At 55.3% G+C, this 21,375-nt stretch carries 24 protein-coding genes; 10 read left to right on the top strand and 14 right to left on the bottom strand.

The window, feature by feature from the left end; translation table 11 throughout:
• Positions 1–19 precede the first annotated feature (19 nt).
• Genes ACFQPC_RS16025 through ACFQPC_RS16045 form a run of 5 tightly spaced genes read right to left on the bottom strand, consistent with a single transcriptional unit; the run spans position 20 to position 3,038 of the window.
• Entirely contained in the window at positions 20–346 is a 327-nt protein-coding gene (locus ACFQPC_RS16025; protein ID WP_382272841.1) for a barstar family protein, read from the bottom strand.
• A 4-nt stretch (positions 347–350) separates the two neighbouring features.
• Positions 351–779 carry an ExbD/TolR family protein gene (locus ACFQPC_RS16030; protein ID WP_382272842.1) on the bottom strand — a complete coding sequence of 143 codons (429 nt, stop codon included), beginning with the start codon at positions 777–779 and terminating at the stop codon, positions 351–353.
• 17 nt (positions 780–796) lie between these two features.
• Positions 797–1,489: a MotA/TolQ/ExbB proton channel family protein gene (locus ACFQPC_RS16035; protein WP_012080742.1), complete on the bottom strand. Its 693-nt coding sequence runs from the start codon at positions 1,487–1,489 to the stop codon at positions 797–799.
• 40 nt (positions 1,490–1,529) lie between these two features.
• Complete coding sequence (gene dapB, locus ACFQPC_RS16040) at positions 1,530–2,336, bottom strand: 4-hydroxy-tetrahydrodipicolinate reductase (protein WP_382272843.1); 807 nt, start codon at positions 2,334–2,336, stop codon at positions 1,530–1,532.
• A gap of 18 nt (positions 2,337–2,354) precedes the next feature.
• Positions 2,355–3,038, bottom strand: a complete 684-nt coding sequence (locus ACFQPC_RS16045) for an outer membrane protein assembly factor BamE (protein WP_382272844.1) — start codon at positions 3,036–3,038, stop codon at positions 2,355–2,357.
• A 76-nt stretch (positions 3,039–3,114) separates the two neighbouring features.
• Between ACFQPC_RS16045 and fur the strand changes: the two genes are divergently transcribed.
• Positions 3,115–3,540, top strand: a complete 426-nt coding sequence (gene fur, locus ACFQPC_RS16050; protein ID WP_041297148.1) for a ferric iron uptake transcriptional regulator — start codon at positions 3,115–3,117, stop codon at positions 3,538–3,540.
• 73 nt (positions 3,541–3,613) lie between these two features.
• On the opposite strand, the gene hrcA is transcribed toward fur, so the two are convergent.
• Positions 3,614–4,642, bottom strand: coding sequence for a heat-inducible transcriptional repressor HrcA (gene hrcA, locus ACFQPC_RS16055; protein ID WP_382272845.1), 1,029 nt, complete (start codon positions 4,640–4,642; stop codon positions 3,614–3,616).
• Between the two features lie 66 nt (positions 4,643–4,708).
• A complete protein-coding gene (locus tag ACFQPC_RS16060; RefSeq protein WP_382272846.1) occupies positions 4,709–5,425 on the bottom strand; it encodes an HAD family hydrolase in 717 nt (238 codons plus the stop codon).
• 88 nt (positions 5,426–5,513) lie between these two features.
• Between ACFQPC_RS16060 and ACFQPC_RS16065 the strand changes: the two genes are divergently transcribed.
• The 9 genes from ACFQPC_RS16065 (at position 5,514) to ypfJ (ending at position 16,124) form a co-directional block, all read left to right on the top strand.
• Positions 5,514–6,431, top strand: a complete 918-nt coding sequence (locus ACFQPC_RS16065) for an NAD kinase (RefSeq protein ID WP_382272847.1) — start codon at positions 5,514–5,516, stop codon at positions 6,429–6,431.
• Positions 6,432–6,562: 131 nt separating this feature from the next.
• A complete protein-coding gene (gene recN, locus ACFQPC_RS16070; protein WP_382272963.1) occupies positions 6,563–8,209 on the top strand; it encodes a DNA repair protein RecN in 1,647 nt (548 codons plus the stop codon).
• A gap of 63 nt (positions 8,210–8,272) precedes the next feature.
• Complete coding sequence (hemH, locus tag ACFQPC_RS16075; protein ID WP_382272848.1) at positions 8,273–9,379, top strand: ferrochelatase; 1,107 nt, start codon at positions 8,273–8,275, stop codon at positions 9,377–9,379.
• Positions 9,380–9,841: 462 nt separating this feature from the next.
• The gene (gene grpE, locus ACFQPC_RS16080) at positions 9,842–10,381 is read left to right on the top strand and encodes a nucleotide exchange factor GrpE (protein ID WP_382272849.1); all 540 of its coding nucleotides are present in this window, start codon (positions 9,842–9,844) and stop codon (positions 10,379–10,381) included.
• Positions 10,382–10,470: 89 nt separating this feature from the next.
• A complete protein-coding gene (dnaK, locus tag ACFQPC_RS16085; protein ID WP_382272850.1) occupies positions 10,471–12,423 on the top strand; it encodes a molecular chaperone DnaK in 1,953 nt (650 codons plus the stop codon).
• A 171-nt stretch (positions 12,424–12,594) separates the two neighbouring features.
• Positions 12,595–13,719 carry a molecular chaperone DnaJ gene (gene dnaJ, locus ACFQPC_RS16090; protein WP_382272851.1) on the top strand — a complete coding sequence of 375 codons (1,125 nt, stop codon included), beginning with the start codon at positions 12,595–12,597 and terminating at the stop codon, positions 13,717–13,719.
• A gap of 110 nt (positions 13,720–13,829) precedes the next feature.
• Positions 13,830–14,417: a chalcone isomerase family protein gene (locus ACFQPC_RS16095; RefSeq protein WP_382272852.1), complete on the top strand. Its 588-nt coding sequence runs from the start codon at positions 13,830–13,832 to the stop codon at positions 14,415–14,417.
• Between the two features lie 133 nt (positions 14,418–14,550).
• The gene (gene can, locus ACFQPC_RS16100) at positions 14,551–15,225 is read left to right on the top strand and encodes a carbonate dehydratase (RefSeq protein ID WP_382272853.1); all 675 of its coding nucleotides are present in this window, start codon (positions 14,551–14,553) and stop codon (positions 15,223–15,225) included.
• A gap of 35 nt (positions 15,226–15,260) precedes the next feature.
• A complete protein-coding gene (ypfJ, locus tag ACFQPC_RS16105) occupies positions 15,261–16,124 on the top strand; it encodes a KPN_02809 family neutral zinc metallopeptidase (protein WP_012080728.1) in 864 nt (287 codons plus the stop codon).
• A 59-nt stretch (positions 16,125–16,183) separates the two neighbouring features.
• Here the strand turns inward: ypfJ and panB are convergent, their stop codons facing one another.
• The 7 genes from panB to hda form a co-directional block, all read right to left on the bottom strand.
• On the bottom strand, positions 16,184–17,002 hold the full coding sequence (panB, locus tag ACFQPC_RS16110; protein WP_382272854.1) for a 3-methyl-2-oxobutanoate hydroxymethyltransferase: 819 nt from the start codon (positions 17,000–17,002) through the stop codon (positions 16,184–16,186).
• A 2-nt stretch (positions 17,003–17,004) separates the two neighbouring features.
• A complete protein-coding gene (locus tag ACFQPC_RS16115; protein ID WP_012080726.1) occupies positions 17,005–17,646 on the bottom strand; it encodes a deoxynucleoside kinase in 642 nt (213 codons plus the stop codon).
• Between the two features lie 56 nt (positions 17,647–17,702).
• Positions 17,703–18,050, bottom strand: coding sequence for a DMT family protein (locus tag ACFQPC_RS16120; protein WP_382272855.1), 348 nt, complete (start codon positions 18,048–18,050; stop codon positions 17,703–17,705).
• Positions 18,051–18,112: 62 nt separating this feature from the next.
• Positions 18,113–18,595 (bottom strand): 2-amino-4-hydroxy-6-hydroxymethyldihydropteridine diphosphokinase, encoded by a 483-nt coding sequence (gene folK, locus ACFQPC_RS16125; RefSeq protein WP_382272856.1) that lies wholly within the window; start codon positions 18,593–18,595, stop codon positions 18,113–18,115.
• On the bottom strand, positions 18,592–19,959 hold the full coding sequence (pcnB, locus tag ACFQPC_RS16130) for a polynucleotide adenylyltransferase PcnB (RefSeq protein WP_382272857.1): 1,368 nt from the start codon (positions 19,957–19,959) through the stop codon (positions 18,592–18,594). Before pcnB ends, folK begins: the two co-directional genes overlap by 4 nt.
• A complete protein-coding gene (locus tag ACFQPC_RS16135) occupies positions 19,952–20,626 on the bottom strand; it encodes a histidinol-phosphatase (RefSeq protein WP_382272858.1) in 675 nt (224 codons plus the stop codon). The genes pcnB and ACFQPC_RS16135 overlap by 8 nt, the downstream gene beginning before the upstream one ends.
• A gap of 19 nt (positions 20,627–20,645) precedes the next feature.
• Positions 20,646–21,317, bottom strand: coding sequence for a DnaA regulatory inactivator Hda (hda, locus tag ACFQPC_RS16140; RefSeq protein ID WP_382272859.1), 672 nt, complete (start codon positions 21,315–21,317; stop codon positions 20,646–20,648).
• Between the last annotated feature and the right edge of the window lie 58 nt (positions 21,318–21,375).

Consider the following 21,375-nt stretch of genomic DNA (forward strand, 5'->3'; position numbering starts at 1 on the left):
CCACCGAGGCGGGCTCAAACTAGGCCAGTTTGAGTTCCAGCGCAGGATTTTCGCCGTAATCGGCGTAGCGCTCGTTGATTGCCTCTATGCAGAAGGCAACATCTTCGAGGATGTCAGGGGCTTTTTTCTGCAGGATATCTGCATGATCGACGATGATCTGGAGTTTTTCCGCCGGCTTCAGGCGGAATTTCGTCATGCCGTCTTCATCGCGCAAATAACTCATGCAATCGACCCAGGCATCCATATTATCGCCATAGAAATCCGGGAAACCGAAGGCAGCCTTGCAGGCGCTGTGAAAGGATGGCCAGTCGGTGATGTTTGCACCGTTTAAATGAACGACAGCCATGGAGTTATTTCTTGGTGGATTGCGGTACTTCGGTCACAAAGCCGAGCTTGGTGATGCCATTGCCTTGTGCGGATGCCATCACTTGCGCAATGACCTCATAGCGTGTCCCCTTGTCAGCGCGCAATTGCACCTGCGGTTGCGGCTGTTGTTTGGACGCGGCGGCCAACCTGGTGTTGAGATCATCCAGCGTCACGGCATCGTTGTTCCAGAACACGGCACCGGCGCCATTGATGGAGAGCGAAATGGTGGTCGGTTCGGTCGGTGCCGGCGCCGATTGCGCACTAGGCAGGTCGAGTTTGATTGCATGCGTGAACAAGGGCGCGGTGATGATGAAAATCACCAGCAACACCAGCATGACGTCCACCATGGGCGTGACATTGATGTCTGCCATCGGACCGGCTTGCTGCTTGTCGTTGAATCCGCCGAATGCCATATCGTCTCCCGGTGGGCTTACTTGCCGACGCGTGCGCCGGTAGTCAGGTAGGCGTGCAAATCGTGGGCAAAGGCGTCGAGTTCAGCCAGTGTGACGCGATTGACGCGGGTAAATGCGTTATAGGCCAGCACTGCCGGGATTGCCACGGCCAGGCCGAGCGCGGTCATGATCAATGCTTCGCCGACCGGACCGGCTACTTTGTCGATTTGTATCGTGCCGGACGAAGAGACTGCGACCAACGCGTGGTAAATGCCCCAGACAGTACCGAACAGGCCGATAAACGGCGCGGTCGAGCCGACTGATGCGAGCAGTGTCAGGCCGGTTTCGAGGCGCGACGAGACGCGATTGATTTCCTGGCGCAGGGTACGTGTAATCAGTTCGCCGGGATCGGTATTGGCGTTGAGTGAATTCGCATGCGGCTTGATGTTGGCGGCTTCGACGCTTTGCGCAGCCAGCGGCGTATAGACGTTTTCGCTATCGCTGCGCCTGATCGTCGCGATCGCATCGGTCAGTGTCGGCGCTTGCCAGAAACCGTCGAGCGCCGCTGCGCTTTTGCGGATGCGCCATGAACTCCAGGCTTTCGACAGGATGTAGTACCAGCTGAGGATGGACATGATCAGCAGCACATAGGCAACCGAGTGCGATACCGCATCACCTTGTGCCCAGTAATGCGCGAGTCCGAGGCCCTGATCTGCTGCTGTTGAATTCATGGTGTCGATCCGAGTCTGTCAGTGATGGTTGTGTCTGCGATCAGCGCAAACCGAGTACGTCCTGCATATCGTACAAACCGGTTTTCTTGTCGGCCAGGAAGCGCGCAGCGCGCAGGCTGCCATGTGCATAGCTGACGCGGCTGGACGATTTGTGTGAAATCTCTATGCGTTCGCCGATGCCGGCAAACAGCACGGTGTGGTCGCCGATGATATCGCCGCCGCGTACGGTGGCAAAGCCGATCGACGATGGGTCGCGCGCGCCGGTCACGCCTTCGCGTGCCCAGACGGCGACATCGTTCAATTCCTTGCCGAGTGCACCGGCAATCACTTCACCCATTTTGATCGCAGTGCCGGATGGTGCATCGACCTTGTGACGGTGGTGGGCTTCTATGATTTCGATGTCATAGCCTTCGGAGAAATTCTTTGCGGCCATTTCCAGCAATTTCATCGTGACGTTGACGCCTACGCTCATATTCGGCGCAAACATGATCGCGGTCTTTTCAGCGGCGGCGGCGATGGCGGCTTTGCCGGCCGCATCGAAACCGGTGGTGCCGATGATCATCTTGATATTGTGTGCGGCGCAGTACTCAAGGTGCTGCAAGGTGCCTTCAGGACGAGTGAAGTCGATCAGGAATTCGGAATTGGCGAGGCCTTTGGCGAAGTCGGATTCGATCTGTACGCCGGCAGGTTTGCCAAGGAAGGCGGCGGCATCGCTGCCTACGGCCGGCGATGCGGCGATATCCAGTGCGCCGGTGAGCGTGGCATCCTGTGCTTCCAGGATGGTTTCGATCAGCATATGGCCCATGCGGCCGGACGCACCCGCTACCGCGATTTTCAGTTGATTCATGTGTTCAGATTCTGTTGATTATTTGTTTGCCGCTTTGGCTTTGTCGGCGATACGTGCCAGGTAATCTTTTTCGGTTGGCAGGTCACCACCGCCTTCGAAGGACGAAACCAGCTTGTCCTTGAAGTGGACCGTGACGCGGCTGCTGGTGATTTCGCCATTACCTTTTTGCATGCGGAACGCATAGTCCCAGCGATCGCCGTGGAATACATCGGTCAGCAAAGGCGTGCCGAGCAGGAAGATAACCTGGTCTTGCGTCATGCCTTCTTTCAGTTGCGCGACCATTTCCTGCGAAACGAAGTTGCCTTGCTGGATATCCGGACGGTAAGGGGAGAAAATGCCAAGGAAGCGTTTTTCACGTTTGACTTGCACGCCACTGGTGGCGGCTGGTGCGGCGGCAACCGCGGCGACAGGCTTGGCTTCGGCCACAGCGGCTTGCGTGGCCTCGGCTGCAGGCGCAGCAGCGACCGCAGGTGCTTCTGCCGCTACGGCTGTATCTGCAAGCACTTTTTCTTCGCTGGCCTGAACTGCGACTGGTGCCGGCTTGGCGGCAGGTTTCGCAGCCGGTTTGGCGGCGGCTACCGGTGCCGGTTCATCTATCAGCGGGTTTTTCGACGCACAGCCTGTGAGTACGCTTGCCAATAACAGGCAAAAAGTAGCAGCGAGGGCCGGGGCGCGATTAGAATGACGGGGCAGCATTTGCATATGGGGTCTCAAGGGATTGAGCAATTGTACGAAAACACTATATGATAAGGCAGATATCCTTAATATGAGCAAGAACATGCCGAACAATCCATCCGAGTTAAAAGCCAGCGGTCTCAAAGCGACCCTGCCACGTCTGAAAATCCTCGATATTTTCCAGACTGCCGAAGTACGCCACCTGAGTGCGGAAGACGTCTACAAGATGTTGCTGGCCGACAATCTGGATGTCGGCCTGGCAACCGTGTACCGCGTTTTGACGCAATTCGAACAAGCCGGCTTGCTGCAGCGTAACCATTTCGAAACCGGCAAAGCCGTATTCGAACTGAACGAAGGCTCACACCATGACCATCTGGTTTGCCTCGACTGCGGCAAGGTGGAAGAGTTTTTCGATGCGGAAATTGAAAAACGCCAGGTCCGTATTGCCGAAGAACACGGCTTTGAAATTGCAGATCATGCACTGGCCTTGTACGGTCATTGCAAAAATTGCCAAAAAGCTAAAAAATAAGACGACAAGACCCGATAAAAAACCATGCTGGCTTTGCGGCCGGCATGGTTTTTTTGTTTTCAGCAGCGTTGATTTAGCTGGAAGAGTGGCTGAGTGCGTTCGATAGCAACTTGGCAGTGATGTCGACGATAGGGATTACGCGTTCATACGCCATGCGGGTCGGGCCTATGACGCCCAAAGTGCCGACTACCTTGCCGTTGACGGTATAGGGCGAAGTCACCACGCTCATCTGGTCCATCGGCACCAGGTTGGATTCGCCGCCGATAAAGATTTGTACACCGGTCGCCTTGTTCGAGACATCCAGCAATTGCATCAGGCTGGTTTTTTGTTCGAACAGGTCAAACAACTGCCGTAGCGACACCATATTCGATGACAGGTCGCTGACGCTGAGCAGATTGCGCTCGCCGGAAATGACGACGTCATCGCTATTGTCATTCATCGCATCGCTGCCGGCTTCGACCGCCGCCTGCATCAAACGTGTCATATCGTCGCGCAACTGCTTCAGTTCGCCTTGCAAACGTATCCTTACTTCGTCGAAGCTGAGGCCGCCATAATTCTGGTTGATGTAGTTTGCAGCCTGTATCAATTGGCTCGGCGAGTAATCGACATCAGTCAGCAGCAGGCGGTTTTGCACGTCGCCGCTCGGGCTGACGATGACCAGCAGGATGCGCTTTTCCGACAGGCGCAGGAAGTCGATTTGCTGGAATACCGATTCGTGCCGCGGCGTCATGACGATGCCGGCGAACTCCGATAGCGAAGACAGGATTTGCGCCGCATTTGAAATGATCTTTTGCGACGAGCCGGTTTGCAGAGAAGTCTGTAACTTCGACTCAAGTGCGCTTTCATCGATGGATTGCACAGTCAGCAGCGTATCGACGAAGACGCGATAGCCGCGCGGTGTCGGGACCCGGCCGGCGGACGTGTGCGGGCTGGCGACAAAGCCCATCTCTTCCAGGTCCGCCATGATGTTGCGGATGGTGGCGGGCGACAGTTCCAGTCCGGATATCTTGGAAAGCTCGCGCGAGCCCACCGGCTGGCCATCCGCAATATAGCGTTCGACCAGGGCTTTCAGCAGGGTTTGGGCACGGTTATCAAGTTGCATAGTATCGCTATTGTATGAGTGGCCATGCCGGGCGGCAAGGGCAAGACCGCAGGGGCATGGCGACCATTATGCGCGCTTTAGCCAGGCATCGAGCTCATATAAGTTGGTGCAGCTGGCATCCGGCACGATATGGGCCGGCAGCGTATGGTCAAAACGGTTCATCCATACCGCGCGCAAACCGGCGTTTTGTGCGCCTTCGATATCCAGTTTCGGATCATCGCCGACGTAAACTGCTTCATGCGGTTCTACTGCCAAAGCTGCGCAGGCGGCATGGAAAATTTCCGCGCCCGGTTTGGCGCTGCCGAATTGGTGTGCCGCGATCGAGACCTTGAAATGTGCTGCCAGGCCGATTTCGCCAAGGTCGGCAAAACCGTTGGAAACCGAGCCGAGCAGATAGCGTTCGTTCAGGCTGCTTAACACCGGCACCACATCGTCAAACGGATTCACCGCATTACGCGCAACCGAAAAAACCGCCATCGCCTGGTCGACCAGATCCTTGTTTTCACTTGTTAAATGACAGGCACGTGTCAGTGCGGCGTGGCGCAAAGCCCATACATTGAATTGAAATTGCGGATCGGTAGGCAGCAATTCCATGCGCAACGCGCGCAGTTCTTCATTGCTGAAGCGTTGTGTGACCCCCGGGATGTGCACATTCAGCCAGTCGTACAAAATGGCTTCGGCCCTGACCAGGGTCGGGGCCAGATGCCACAAGGTGTCGTCCAGATCGAACAGGATAGCCTTGATTGGCGGAGGAGGGGAATGCGGTGTCGGCTGGGACGTCATGGTGCTTACTCAATCATTTACGTAGATGATGCATTGCATAGCGCAAGAGAAGGCCAAAAGAAGGACAAATTATGGTCTAATCTGCAGCATGTCGCTTACCCCACACACACCACATCCATCCAGTTTTAATACGATCGCTATCGTCGGCAAACATATGGCCGGCGGAATTGCGAAATCGTTGACGGATATTGCCGACTGCCTGGGCAGTACCGGCCGCAAAGTCATTTTCGAGGCGGAAACAGCCCTCAATTTCTCTTTGACCGATTACGATGCCATGACTTTGCCGGAAATCGGCGAGTGCGCGGATGCCGCTATTGTAGTCGGTGGCGACGGCACCATGCTGGGCATCGCACGCCAACTGGCACCCTACAATGTCCCGCTGATCGGGGTAAACCAGGGACGTCTCGGTTTTATGACCGATATTTCGCTGGACCAGATGATGCCGCTGCTCAAGGAAATGCTGAGCGGTAAAGTCCGTTCCGAGCAACGCACGCTGTTGAAAGGTTCGATAGAACGCGAAGGCGAACCGATGTACAGCACGCTGGCCTTCAACGATGTGGTGCTGTCGCGCGGTTCAGGTGCCGGCATGGTTGAGTTGCGCGTCGAAGTCGATGGCCATTTCATGTACAACCAGCGTTCGGACGGCTTGATCGTGGCGACACCTACCGGCTCCAGTGCGTATGCCCTGTCGGCCGGAGGCCCGATTTTGCATCCCAGCCTGACAGGTATCGGACTGGTGCCGATTGCCCCCCATGCCTTGTCGAATCGTCCTATCGTCGTGCCGGACAGCAGCGTGATCGTGATTGAAGTCATGAGCGGACGTAACGCCAGTGTCAATTTCGATATGCAATCGGTGGCGCGCCTGCTCAAGCATGACCGCATTACCGTACAGCGTTCCGAACATACGATTACCTTCCTGCATCCGGAGGGCTGGAATTATTACGATACCCTGCGCGAAAAGCTGCATTGGAATGAATATCCGTCGGTAGAAGGTCGCTTAAAATAAAACGGTAGGCGTTGTGCGGCTATGGCTTGCGAGCGCTTATCCCCTGTATCACTTGAATTTAAACGTCTGCCTGTCACATCCGCCATTAGTGCATTGTGACGAGGACGCATGAACTGGAACGCACTATCCCCATGCTGCGCACGCTCTCCATCCGTGATTTTGTCATTGTCGATGTCATCGAACTGGAATTTGCCCCAGGTTTCTCGGTGTTTACCGGCGAAACCGGCGCCGGTAAATCCATCCTGATTGATGCGCTGGCCCTGGCGCTGGGCGGTCGTGGCGACGCCAGCGTTGTGCGCGAGGGCGCTGCCAAAGCCGATATCACCGCCGAGTTTTCCGCCAGTGCGGAACTGGATGCGTGGCTGGCGGAAAATGAATTCAGCAATGAAGATGGCGGTGCCTTGTTGCGTCGCGTAATCGACAACGCCGGTCGTTCCAAAGCCTTCATCAATGGCATCGTCGCCACCGCAACGCAATTGCGCGAGCTGGGCGAAAAACTGGTCGATATCCACGGCCAGCATGCGCACCAATCCCTGTTGAAAACCGATGCGCAACGTGTGCTGCTGGATAACCAGGCCGGTTTGCAGGACGAGGTCAAGGCGGTTGCCGCCGCATACAAAACCTGGCGCGCACTGGCGCGACAACGGGAAGAATTCGAAACCAATGCGAAGAATGTATTGCTGGAGCGCGAGCGCCTGGAGTGGCAAGTCGGCGAGTTGGAAAAACTCGCGGTCAAGCCGGGTGAGTGGACCGACATCAGCAATGAGCACAGCCGCCTGTCGCATGCAGCCAGCCTGATCGAAGGCGCACAGGAAGCACTGAGCCTGATCTCAGAAGCCGACACTCCGATGTTGTCGCAACTGTCTTCGCTCAATACGCGTATCGGTAAACTGGTCGATCTCGACGCCGGTTTGCAGCCGGTGCTGGATGCACTGGAACCGGCGCGCATCCAGTTGCAGGAAGCGGTTTACACACTCAACGATTACCTGAGCCGGGTCGAGCTTGATCCGGCGCGCCTGCGCGAGGTCGAAGTGCGACTGGAAAATATCCATTCGGCTTCACGTAAATTCCGTGTCGCGGCTGACGATTTGCCGCAGGAACTCGAAACCCTGTCGGCACAGCTGAAGCAACTGGCTGATGCCAGTGACCTCGATGCCTTGCGCGCGCAGGAAGAAAAACTGAAAGCCGCCTACACCAGCGCAGCGCAGAAACTCACGAAGGCGCGCAGCAAAGCCGCCAAGGCGTTGGGCGATGCAGTCACTGCCGCGATGCAGGAGCTCAGCATGACCGGCGGCAAATTTGCAATTGCCTTGCAGCCGTGCGAACCAGCTTCATATGGTCTGGAGCAAATTGAATTCATGGTGGCGGCGCATGCCGGTACCACGCCGCGGCCACTGGCCAAGGTCGCGTCCGGTGGCGAGCTGGCACGTATTGCACTCGCTATTTCTGTCATTACGTCGAGCGCGACTGCGACACCTACACTGATTTTCGATGAAGTCGACAGCGGTATCGGTGGCGGTGTGGCGGAAGTAGTCGGCCGCCTCTTGCGCCGCCTCGGGCAGGATCGCCAGGTATTGTGTGTCACTCATTTACCGCAAGTCGCGAGCCAGGCCAACCAGCATTTCCAGGTCAGCAAGCAAAGCAGCAATGGCAAAACCGCGTCGTCTATCGATGCACTGGATAGTAATGCACGTGTAGAGGAAATTGCCCGTATGCTGGGTGGGCTGGAAATCACGGCCACCACCCGTTCGCATGCACGCGAATTGCTGGCAAACTGAGCTAAGCTTATTCATGCGACGCTGCGGCGCCGCTTCCCATAAGACCAATAATATTGAGAGCTCATGTCCTTTAGAACAGAACCGCCGTATATCCATGGCAGTACGCCGAAAACTGCCGTTGTGCTGGTCAACCTCGGCACTCCCGATGCTCCCACCACGTCTGCGGTAAGGCGTTACCTCAAGCAATTTTTATCCGATCCGCGTGTAGTGGAAATTCCGCGCGCCATCTGGTGGTTCATCCTGCACCTGATCATCCTGCCATTTCGTTCAGGACAATCGGCCAGGAAATATGCGTCGATCTGGAGTAATGAAGGCTCACCGCTGAAGGTGCATACCGAGAAGCAGGCCAAATTGCTGAACGGTTACCTCGGCGAACGCGGCCATAAAGTCAAAGTGGTGTATGCGATGCGTTATGGCCAACCGGCACTGCCGGATGTGCTGCGCCAGCTCAAGGCTGACGGCTGTGAACGCATCCTGTTCCTGCCGGCGTACCCGCAGTATTCCGGCACCACGACGGCATCCATCTTCGACGCCGTATTCAGTCATTACACGCAGGAACGTAATGTGCCAGAGTTGCGCTTCATCAAGCATTACCACGACCACGATGCCTACATCCGTGCCTTGCGCAAATCGGTGCTGGCGCATTGGGACATGGTCGGGCGACCGGACAAGCTGGTCATGAGTTTCCACGGCGTGCCCAAACGCACACTGACGTTGGGTGACCCCTATCATTGCGAATGCCATAAAACCGCGCGCCTGCTGGCCAAGGAACTGGAGCTGACGCCGGATCAATACATGGTCACCTTCCAGTCGCGTTTTGGCAAGGCGGAATGGCTGCAACCCTATACCGCACCGACGCTGCAGAAGCTGGCGAAAGAAGGCATGGGCCGGGTCGACGTAATTTGCCCGGGTTTTACCAGCGATTGCCTGGAAACCCTGGAAGAAATCGCAATGGAAGCGCGCCATGATTTCATGAGTGCCGGCGGCAAGGACTTCAACTACATCGGCTGCCTGAATGAAGACGATGCATGGATCAAGGCAATGGCGGAAATTACGGAGTTGCACCTGATCGGCTGGCCGACTATCGTTCCACCTTCGCTGCGCGAAGAGCAGGAGCAGCAGGCGCATATTTCACGGGAAGAGGCCAGGCGTCTTGGCGCGGACCAATAAAAACGGCCCAAACGGGCCTTTTTATATGGAAAACCTTGAATTTTTGCAATAAACCCCCATTTATTGAGGGTAAAAGCAGCCTATACGCGCTTTTGCCCTGCTGTGACTGCTAAGTGATAGGCGCATTGTTTTACAATGTCGTATAACAAATAACCGTGGTCGCCATGGCGGTATAGGCAAGGATCGACATGGAAATAAGCGGCAGTTTCATGACTGGCTCCTGTCGGCAGCAGTGGCGGTGAATACCGCCACCTGATTACAGCCTAGTCCGTGCCGGGAAAAATGCCATCCCATGAACAGGGAAATTTTGTAACAACGACACCACTGCTGCGCTTATCATCGCTTTTCGTGAATTTTTGCTAAGTCCGCAGGAATACCCCTTGAAATAGTGTGGGATAACCCCATGTGCACTGTCGCATTGGCATTTTTTGTCATAACTCATTGATTGTTGGAGATTTTTTCATGCAAGACCAAGATAAATACGCTGAGCAAGCAGCGTCGATCGAAGATCCGGTAACGGCTGAGGCGGCTTCTGCACCTACTCCTACTTTGGAGGAGCAGCTCGCGGCGTCCCAATTGCTCGTACAGGAATTGCAGGACTCATTCTTGCGTGCAAAAGCCGAAGTCGAGAATTTCCGTCGTCGCGCCCAGGAAGATGTGACCCGTGCGCACAAATTCGCGATTGAAGGCTTTGCCGAAATGCTGTTGCCGGTGAAAGACAGCCTGGAAATGGCGTTGCAAGTAGAAACACCTTCCGTCGAATCACTGAAGGAAGGCGTGGAAATGACCTTGAAACAGCTCAATGCTGCGTTCGAGAAGAATCGCCTGCTGGAAATCAAACCACAGCAGGGCGACAAACTGGATCCAATGAAGCACCAGGCGATGTCGCTGGTTCCTGCAGACCAGGAACCAAACACAGTCGTCAACACGCTGCAAAAGGGCTATCTGATTGCAGATCGCTTGTTGCGTCCAGCGCTGGTAACGGTTGCACAAGAAAAATAACTTGAAAGCATCTGTTTACGCCACATATTGACGTTAACAAATTTTGTATTTAACAGTTTCGCATCACAGACATTAAGGGAAATTCCATCATGGGCAAAATAATCGGTATTGACTTAGGTACGACCAACTCCTGCGTAGCAATCATGGAAGGTGGCAAGCCGAAAGTTATCGAAAACTCGGAAGGTGCGCGTACTACGCCCTCCGTGATCGCATATCAGGAAGACGGCGAAATCCTGGTCGGTGCGCCGGCCAAGCGCCAGGCAGTCACCAATCCAAAAAACACGCTGTACGCAGTCAAGCGTCTGATCGGCCGTAAATTCGACGAAAAAGAAGTGCAGAAAGATATCGGCATGATGCCGTATCAAATCGTCAAAGCCGACAACGGTGACGCATGGATTTCCGTGCGTGACAAAAAGCTGGCCGCACAGCAAATCTCTGCAGAAATCCTGCGCAAAATGAAAAAAACTGCCGAAGACTACCTCGGTGAAGAAGTGACTGAAGCCGTCATTACGGTTCCTGCTTACTTCAACGATGCACAACGCCAGGCAACCAAGGACGCAGGCCGTATCGCTGGTCTGGACGTCAAGCGCATCATCAACGAACCAACCGCTGCGGCGCTGGCCTTCGGCCTCGACAAAGGCGGCAAGGGTGACCGCAAGATCGCCGTGTACGATCTGGGCGGCGGCACCTTCGATATCTCGATCATCGAGATCGCGGACGTGGATGGTGAAATGCAATTCGAAGTGCTGTCGACCAATGGCGACACCTTCCTGGGCGGTGAAGATTTCGATCAACGCATCATCGATTACATCATCGACGAATTCAAGAAAATCAACGGCCTCGACCTGAGCAAGGATGCGATTGCACTGCAACGTATCAAAGCATCGGCTGAGCGCGCGAAGATCGAACTGTCGTCGTCGCAACAAACTGAAATCAACGAACCGTACATCGCGATGGCGAACGGCGCACCGGTGCATTTGAACTTGAAAATCACCCGTGCAAAACTGGAATCGCTGGTTGAAGAACTGATCTCGAAAACCATCGAACCATGCCGCACCGCGATCAAGGATGCTGGCGTTAAAGTTTCCGACATCGATGACATCATCCTGGTCGGCGGTATGACCCGTATGCCTAAAGTGCAGGAAACCGTAAAAGACTTCTTCGGCAAGGATCCACGTAAAGACGTGAATCCGGATGAAGCAGTTGCTGTCGGTGCTGCGATCCAGGGTTCGGTTCTGTCCGGCGATCGTAAAGATCTGTTGTTGCTCGACGTGACACCGTTGTCGCTGGGTATTGAAACCCTGGGTGGCGTGATGACCAAAATGATCCAAAAGAACACTACCATCCCGACCAAGTTCAGCCAGGTGTTCTCGACTGCGGACGACAATCAGCCTGCGGTCACCATCAAAGTGTTCCAGGGTGAACGCGAGATGGCAGTTGGTAACAAGGCCCTGGGCGAATTCAATCTGGAAGGCATTCCACCATCAGCACGTGGTACGCCGCAAATTGAAGTGACCTTCGACATCGATGCCAACGGTATCTTGCACGTCGGCGCGAAAGACAAGGCAACCGGCAAGGAAAACAAGATCACCATCAAGGCAAACTCCGGTTTGACCGAAGAAGAAATTCAAAAGATGGTGCAGGATGCAGAAGCCAATGCAGAAGAAGACAAACGCCTGAAAGAACTGGCAGAAGCACACAACCAGGGCGATGCATTGGTGCATTCGACGCGTAAAGCCTTGACCGAATACGGCGACAAGCTGGAAGCCGGCGAGAAAGAAAAAATCGAAGCAGCGATTGCTGAGCTGGAAGAAGCATTGAAGGGCAGCGACAAGGCGGCCATCGATGAAAAATCCGCAGCCGTGACGACTGCAGCGCAAAAACTCGGTGAAAAAATGTATGCCGATATGCAAGCGCAGCAGGCAGCAGGTGCAGCCGGTGGTGATGCTGGTGCAGGTGATGCCGGTCACAACCACGCTGACAGCAAACCACAGCAAGATGATGTAGTGGATGCTGACTTCAAAGAAGTGAAAGACAAATAATTTTTATTGGTCAAGCGGTCGGATACATGACACCGCTTGATACTTCAAATTTCTGTCTTGAAGTGTCTTGCGTTTGTCATCGTCTGTACTGTGCAGACTCGCCGGGTCGAATGGTTCTTAAAAAACCGTCGATTCGGCGTTTTAGTTTAGATAGAACAAGGCGCCTACAAAATGGCAAAACGTGATTTTTACGAAATTCTTGGCGTAGGGAAGAGCGCTTCCGACGAGGAAATCAAGAAGGCGTATCGCAAGCTTGCAATGAAACACCATCCGGATCGCAATCCGGACAGCAAGGGCGCGGAAGATAAATTCAAAGAGGCAAAAGAAGCCTACGAGATGCTGTCCGATCCGCAAAAACGCGACGCGTATGACCGCTATGGCCATGCCGGCGTGGATCCGAATATGGGTGGCGGCGGAGGTGGCGGCGGTTTTGCCGATGCCTTCGGCGACATTTTTGGCGACATTTTTGGCCAGGCCGGTGGTGGTCGCGGTGGTCGTGGCGGCCCGCAGGTATATCGCGGTGCCGATTTGCGCTACAACCTGGAAATTACGCTGGAACAGGCGGCGCATGGTTACGACACGACGATACGTGTACCGTCGTGGGACAACTGTGAAACCTGCGATGGCAGCGGTGCCAAGCCGGGTACTTCGCCGGTCAACTGTACGACTTGCGGTGGTCATGGCCAGGTCCGCATGCAGCAAGGCTTCTTCAGCGTGCTGCAAACCTGTCCGAAATGCCATGGTAGCGGCAAGATCAATCCGTCGCCTTGCGGTACCTGTAGCGGCGCCGGCAAGATCAAGCGCAACAAGACACTGGAAGTCAAAATCCCGTCCGGTATTGATGATGGCATGCGCATCCGTTCGTCCGGCAACGGTGAACCGGGCATGAATGGCGGCCCGCCAGGCGACCTGTATGTGGAAATCCGCATCAAGCAGCATCCAATGTTCCAGCGCGATGGTGACGATTTGCATTGCGAGATTCCGATCTCGTTTGCCAAAGCGGCATTGGGCGGTGAAATCGAAGTGCCGACACTGAACGGCAAGGCTTCGTTCACGATTCCTGAAGGTACGCAGTCGGGTAAAACCTTCCGCCTGCGCAGCAAAGGGATCAAGGGTGTACGTTCCGGCTATGCCGGCGACCTGTTCTGCCACGTGGTGGTGGAAACACCTGTCACCCTGACCGAACGCCAGAAAGAGTTGATGCGTGAGTTTGAGCAACTGACGATAGAAGGTGGTTCCAAGCACAGCCCGCAAACCAAGTCATGGAAAGACAAGGTCAAGGAATTCTTTGAGTAAGCTTTCCTGAATCCTGCCAAATGCCGGTCGATTATTCGACCGGCATTTTTTTTGTTGATCACCGGGCCGTAAGCTTCTATGCTGGTTCCACATCCACCACAGGAGACACTATGAAACCGTTCCGGGCTATAGGCTGTATCCTGGCCTTAAGCAGTGCCGTGTTCTTCGCCAGCAACGCAGCAGCAGTCGAAGTGGCCGGGGTCAGGCTGGATGACAGTGTACGGCTGGCGAATCAGGATTTGCGCCTGAACGGGGCGGGTATACGCAGCAAGCTGATCTTCAAAGTGTATGTAGTGGGTTTATACCTGCCTGAAAAGAAAACCTCGACCGCCGATGTACTGGCGGCTACGGGAGCACGGCGTGTCAGCATCGTAATGTTGCGCGACGTTGCCAGCGATGAGTTCGCCAAGGCATTTGCTACCGGCATAGAGCAAAACACCGATGCGGCGGAGCGTGCGACGCTGGCACCCTCGATGGCGAAATTCAATACGATGTTTGCATCCGTTGCCCAGTTGAAGGAAGGCGATGCCTTGCAGGTGGATTGGTTACCTGCTGCGGGCATGACGGTGCAACTGAATGGCAAGCGCATACTTGAGCCGCTGGCTGACACACCTTTCTACAATGCCGTACTGCGCATCTGGCTGGGTAACAAACCGGTAGATGACAAGCTCAAACGACAACTGTTAGCAGAACCGTAAAGCGGGCCTTTCCCCGCACATATAGTTTTCACGCTGCGCAATGCTCTTTATCCGGGATGTTCAATTCCAGATAAAATGGCAGCCATCGCGGCTACGCCGTCGGCGTAGCCAGTCCGCAGCATGATAGAAAAAGATGACTAAAAAAGAACCGCTTGAATTGGAACAACTGTTTCAGAAAAACCGACATTGGGCAGCATCGATGGTGGCGCAAGATCCGGAGTTCTTCGCCAAACTTGCCGCCCAGCAATCTCCCGAATATTTATGGATAGGCTGTTCCGACAGCCGGGTCCCGGCAAATGAAATTGTCGACTTGCAGCCGGGCGAATTATTCGTCCATCGCAATATCGCCAATGTGGTCGCGCATTCGGATTTGAACTGCCTGTCCGTGTTGCAGTTTGCGATTGATGTATTGCGCGTCAAGCATGTGATCGTTTGTGGTCACTATGGTTGCTCGGGCGTACACGCCGCGATGACAGGGCGTCGTGTCGGGCTGGCCGATAACTGGCTGCGCCACGTGCAGGATGTGCATCAAAAGCATGGCCGTTATCTGGGTGATGCTTTGCCGACCCAGGCCCAGCATGATCGCCTGTGCGAGTTGAACGTGATTGAGCAGGTAGCCAACGTCTGCCGTACCACTATCGTGCAGGATGCCTGGGAAAACGGCCAGGACCTGACGATACACGGTTGGGTGTATGGCTTGAAAGACGGTTTGCTGAACGATCTGGACGTGACGATTAATAGCCCGGATGCTGCCGACGAAAAACTGAAGAATAGTTTTGCCCGTTACGAGCAACTGGAAAAACGCTAAGCTAGCGGAACGTGTTTTAAGCCGGGGGAGGCCGCATGAAATGGGAAGGCAATCGCGAAAGCGACAATGTAGAAGACAGGCGCGGTAGTGGCGGCGGTGGTTTCGGCGGTCGCTCGATAGGCATAGGCACTATCGTGATCGCCTTGCTCGGTTCCTACTTCCTCGGTATCAATCCGGCTACCATCATCAGCCTGCTCAGCGGTGGTCCCGGCCAGTTGCAATCGCAGCAGGCACCGGCGCAACGGCCGCCGGCGGATGACCAGACCGCACGTTTTGTCGCAACCGTGCTGGCTGACACTGAAGATGTATGGACCCCGATTTTCCGCGATAGCGGTGCGTCTTATATCAAACCGAAACTGGTCTTGTTTTCCGGCCAGACACCGACCGCCTGCGGTACTGGCGATACGGCGGCAGGACCTTTCTACTGCCCGGGCGACCAGAAGGTATATATCGACCTGGAATTTTTCCAGACCATGCGTGACCGCTTCCGTGTTTCCAGCAACTTTGCGCAAGCCTATGTGATTGCACATGAGGTCGGTCATCATGTGCAGCACATCAGCGGCATTATGGACAAGGTTGACCAGGCACGTCGCGGTGGTACACAGAAGCAGGCGAATGCCTTGTCGGTGAAGGTTGAGTTACAGGCGGATTGCTTTGCCGGGGTCTGGGCTTACCATGCGAACCAGGCACGCAGCATTCTGGAAGACGGTGATGTGGAAAGTGCACTGAAAGCGGCCAGCGCAATTGGTGACGATGCCTTGCAAAAACAATCGCAGGGTGTGGTGGTGCCGGACTCGTTCACGCATGGTACTTCGGCGCAGCGGGTACGCTGGTTCCAGCGTGGCATACAGCGCGGCCAGCTGAATGATTGCAATACTTTTGCGGCACAACAGCTGTAAGCAGCAAATTTAGTCCGGTATGAAAAAAGCCTGTTCATTACGAACAGGCTTTTTTATTTTCAGAAGCAGTGTTCCGGTGCCGGGAAGGAACCGTCCTTGACGGCAGCAACATAGGCACGCGTGGCGCCTTCTATACTGGTCTGGCCTTCCATGAAGTTGCGCACGAAGCGTGCTTTCTTGCCGGGGAAGACATTGATGTAGTCGTGCAATACCAATACCTGGCCGGAGCAATCAGGACCTGCACCGATACCGATAGTAGGTATCCTGACCAGTTCCGTGATTTCCTTGCCGAGCGAGGCAGGAATGGCTTCCAGCAATAACATGTCGGCACCGGCATCCTGTAATACCAGCGCCTCGTTTTTCATCTTTTCCGCTGCTTCTGCTGTCTTGCCCTGTACTTTGTAGCCACCAAACTGGTGGACGAATTGCGGCGTCAGGCCCAGGTGCACCATGACCGGGATCGCACGTTCGGTCAAAAAGCGCACGGTGTCAGCCATCCAGACACCGCCTTCTATCTTGACCATTTGCGCGCCGGCTTGCACCAGTTTGACCGCGTTCTTGAACGCTTCTTCCTTGTTTGCATAAGAACCGAAAGGCATGTCGGACATGACGAATGCAGTCTTGGAACCGCGTGCCACACAGGCGGTGTGATAAGCGACGTCTTCTATCGTGACCGGCAAGGTTGAATTGTGTCCCTGGCAAACCATACCGAGTGAATCGCCGATCAGCAGCATCTCTACGCCGCAGGTATCCATCATCGATGCAAAGCTGGCATCGTAGGCGGTCAGCATGGTGATTTTTTCACCGCGCTCTTTCATCGCGAGCAGCGATGGAATCGTTACGGCTTTGGTACGTGCTTCTTGCAAATAGCTGGACATGCTTATTCTCCACGGCTAAAAAATTCGCGTTTTCCGCGCATGCTGGCAATGCGTGTCAACAACAACGCAAAGTCTTCATCATTATCAATCGGGTTCAAATGTTCGGTATTGACGATCAGCAGCGGCGCTGTATCGTATTCGTAAAAGATGCGGCTATAGCTTTCGCACAGGCGATGCATATAGTTTTCCGAAATACCGGCTTCCATAGGAATGCCGCGCTTCTTGATGCGATCAATCAGGGTTTGCGGTTCCGCCTGCAGGTAGATGACGAGGTCCGGCAACGGCGCTTGCGGGCGCAGGTGATCGTACAGTTGCTGGTAGAGAGCAAGTTCGTCATCACTCAATGTCAGGCGCGCAAAGATAGGATCTTTGTCGAGCAGGAAGTCGGACACGATGCGTGCATCGAATAAATCCGGTTGCGCCAGGTCGCGCAGCTGATTCATGCGTTGCAACAGGAAAAACATTTGCGTCGGCAGGGCGTAACGTGCGGCGTCGCGGTAGAACTTTTCAAGGAAGGGATTTTCTTCCGGTAGTTCCAGCAGGGTTTGCGCACCGAGTTGGGCTGCCAGTTTGCGAGCGAGCGTGGTCTTGCCGGCACCGATGGCACCTTCGACGACGATGTATTTGTATTTATCTAAATCCATAAGATCTTTTCTTGACCGTTTCTATAAGCGATGTTGCGGTGGCACTGCAGACGGTATCAGGTGCGGAAGATGAAATAAACCGCTCCGACCAGGCAGAGTGCGGCCCAGACATAATCCAGCTTGAACGGCTGGTCCATGAAGACGATGGCAAATGGCACGAACACCGTGAGTGTAATCGCTTCTTGCATAATTTTCAGTTGGGCCAAACTGAACTGGGTATAGCCGATGCGGTTGGCAGGTACTTGCAGCAGGTATTCGAACAGCGCGATGCCCCAGCTGATCAATGCGGCGATCCACCACGGCTTGGATGCCAGTCCTTTCAGGTGACCGTACCAGGCGACGGTCATGAAGACATTCGACAGCGTCAGCAAGCCGACGGTTTGGACGATTACAGGTATTTGCATGCTGGCCTCGTGTATTGAGTAATCAGTATGTGAGTGTGGCGCTGGGGAGGCGGATAAAGATATCAGGCCAGCTTGCTAATGGCCTGGCCCGCTACCGCCGGTGCAAACTGATGTGCTGCCCCCAGTCCCGGGATCTGGACGAAGGGATCGATTTGCAGTAATGGGATTAATACGAAGGCGCGGCTGGTCATGCGTGGATGCGGCACGGTCAGTGTGTCGGTGTTGATCACTGCGTCACCATACAGCAGCAAGTCGAGATCCAGCGTGCGCGGTGCGTTGAAGTAAGGACGTTCACGACCGCGTGTCTGTTCCAGCGCCAATAAAGCCTGCAGCAATTCTTCGGCCGGCAGGCTGGTGCTGACAGATGCAACCGCATTGATGTAATCGTCGCCGTTGGAATCTATCGGTGCGGTACGGAACAGCGATGACTGTGCGAGCAGGCGAGTGGATGCGAGCTGATCCAGCTCGCGCAAGGCGTACAAGACATGATCCCGGGCATCGCCCAGGTTCGAGCCTATGGCGATGTAGGCGGTGACTGCGGTCATTCGGCTTTGGTCGTGCCGCCGGCGCCACCACCGGTCGAGCGTGAACGACGACGACGTGGTCGTTTCTTGGCAGGTGCTGCTTCAGCGGTGCTGCTCGGTTTCTTCGCCAGCAAGGCTTCGCGACCGGGACCGTCGGCTTCCATGAAGGCGGTCCACCATTCGCCGATTTCGCTATCGATTTCACCGGACGCGCAACGCAGCAACAGGAAGTCGTAGCCGGCACGCATACGCAGGTGTTCGAGCAGCTTGTACGGCGACTTGCCGATGCGGCGTTCAAAGCGCGGCTGCATGGCCCAGATATCGCGCATATCGGATGCGATCTTGCGTTGCAGTGCGAGCTTGTCGGTTTGCGTGTTCAACACATCATCGGCAGCCAGGTGCAAGGCCGGGATCGGATATTCACCCGCCGCCTGGTAGGCCTTCCACTTTTCCAGGACCTGATGCCACAGCAGCGAAGCAAACAGGAAGCCGGGCGAGACCGGTTTGCCTTGTTTGACACGCTCATCGGTGCTGGCCAAAGCGAGGCGCACAAACTTTTCACCCAGCGGTTGTTCAAGCACGACGTCCAGCAAAGGCAGCAAGCCGTGATGCAGACCTTCCTTGCGCAATTGCTGCAGGCAGGCGAGGGCGGAGCCGCTCATCAGCAGCTTCAGCATTTCATCGAACACGCGTGCGGCCGGCACATTGTTGATCAACGGGGCCATTACTCGGATCGGAGCGCTGGTTTCGGGATCGATGGAGAAATTCAGTTTGGCGGCGAAGCGTACGACGCGCAGCATGCGCACCGGGTCTTCACGGTAACGTGCTTCCGGCACCCCGATGATGCGCAAGGTCTTGTTACGGATATCGGCCATGCCGCCGTGATAGTCCAGCACGGTTTGCGTGGCCGGATCGTAGTACATCGCATTGATGGTGAAATCGCGGCGCAGCGCATCTTCATGTTGTTCGCCAAAAGTGTTGTCGCGCAGTACGCGGCCATGTTCATCTTTTGGTGCGGCTTCGGTCGAGGCGCCACGGAAGGTGGTGACTTCGAGCAAGTCCTGGCCGAACATCACATGCACGATCTGGAAACGTTTGCCGATGATGAAGGCACGGCGGAACAGGCGTTTGACTTGTTCCGGCGTCGCATTGGTGGCGATATCAAAGTCCTTCGGCTTCACACCCAGCAGCAAATCGCGTACCGCGCCGCCGACCAGGAAGGCCTTGAAGCCGGCCTGTTGCAGGGTACTGGTGACGCGTACGGCATTGGCGGATACCAGCTTGGGATCGATGCGATGTTCTTTCGCAGTCAATACGACAGGCTGGGTGGTGTCGCCGGTTTTTTGTTTGGTGCCGAGGATGCGACGGATAAGCTTTTTAATCATTGAAGAGATTGATGATAGTCCAGCCCTGCGCTTTAGCGTGCGCAGTCAGCAAGGCGTTGGGGTTGGTTGCAATCGGGTGAGTGACGATGGACAACAAGGGAATATCGGCTTGCGAGTCGCTATAGAAATAGCTGCGTTCGAAATCCTTTAATGTAAGGCCGCGCGCGGCCAGCCACGCATTGGTATGTGCGATTTTACCCGCGCCTGAGGTTGGAATGCCAACTAGTTTTCCGGTCAGGTTGCCATCCGGCTTGAGTTCCGGCTCGGCGGCCAGCAAATGCTCGACATTCAGCGCCTGCGCGATAGGCGCAGTGACGAAGCGGTTGGTGGCGGTGACGATGGCCACCAGGTCGCCGGCATCCTGGTGCTTTTTCAATAAATCGCGGGCTGAAGGCAGTAGGACCGGGTGGATGACTTCATCCATGAATTCCCGGTGCCAGGCGTCGAGCTGGCTGCGTGGGAATTGCGCCAGCGTACCGAGCGCGAATTCCAGGTATTCCTGCGGATCCAGCGTGCCATTTTGATATTGTGCAAAGAACTCGGCGTTGCGTTTGGCAAAAGCTTCGCGATCCACCGCGCCGGTGCGGGACAGGAATTGACCCCATTCATAATCGGAGTCGAGCGGGATCAGCGTGTGGTCGAGGTCAAATAAAGCCAGGTTTGTCATGAATGTGCTTCGGAATGTGTTAATCCTGTCGCTGCAGCAACTCGCGCAGCAGGGGCAGGGTAATCGGGCGTTTGGTTTCCAGTGAATATTGGTCGAGGGCGTCCAGCATCGCCGATAAAGAGCGCATATCGCGCGCAAAATGCGTAATGAGGTAGGGTAACACGCCCGGCGACAGCGTCAGTCCGCGCGCATTCGCTGCATGCGTGAGGGCGGCGATTTTTTCATCGTCGCTCAAGCCATGCACCTGATAAATCAGGCCCCAGCCGAACCGCGTACGCAAATCTTCCCGCACGGTAAGGCTGGCCGGTGCGGCGTTGCCGGCCGCCAGCAGGCAGCCGCCTTGTTCGCGTACCTGGTTAAACAGCGCGAAGGCGGCGATTTGCGCATCTGGCGCCAGTTTGTGGCTATCGTCGATTAAATACAGGGTGGTTGCCGCTTCATACAGGAAATTATCTACGCCGGCGTCGCTATCGAGATAGCGCGCTTGCGGCGTTTCAGCCATTGCGCGCAGCAGGTGGGTTTTGCCGGCACCGGCCTCGCCCCACAGGTAGACGAAGCGTTCATCCAGGCCATTTGGCTGGCCGGCGGCCAGGCGGTGCAGCAATTGCGCCAGTTCGGCGTTGGTGCCGACCACGAAGCTGTCCAGCGTCTGTGGTTTTTCGGCGGGTAAATCGAGTAGCAACTGCCTCATGCGTGTTTGGTCATATTTGTTTGTGAAAAAGGCAATGTTCGTAACCGGCCTGAAAAAC

The organism is Herminiimonas glaciei (genome assembly GCF_042664955.1).
Taxonomy (GTDB): Bacteria; Pseudomonadota; Gammaproteobacteria; order Burkholderiales; family Burkholderiaceae_D; genus Oxalicibacterium; species Oxalicibacterium glaciei.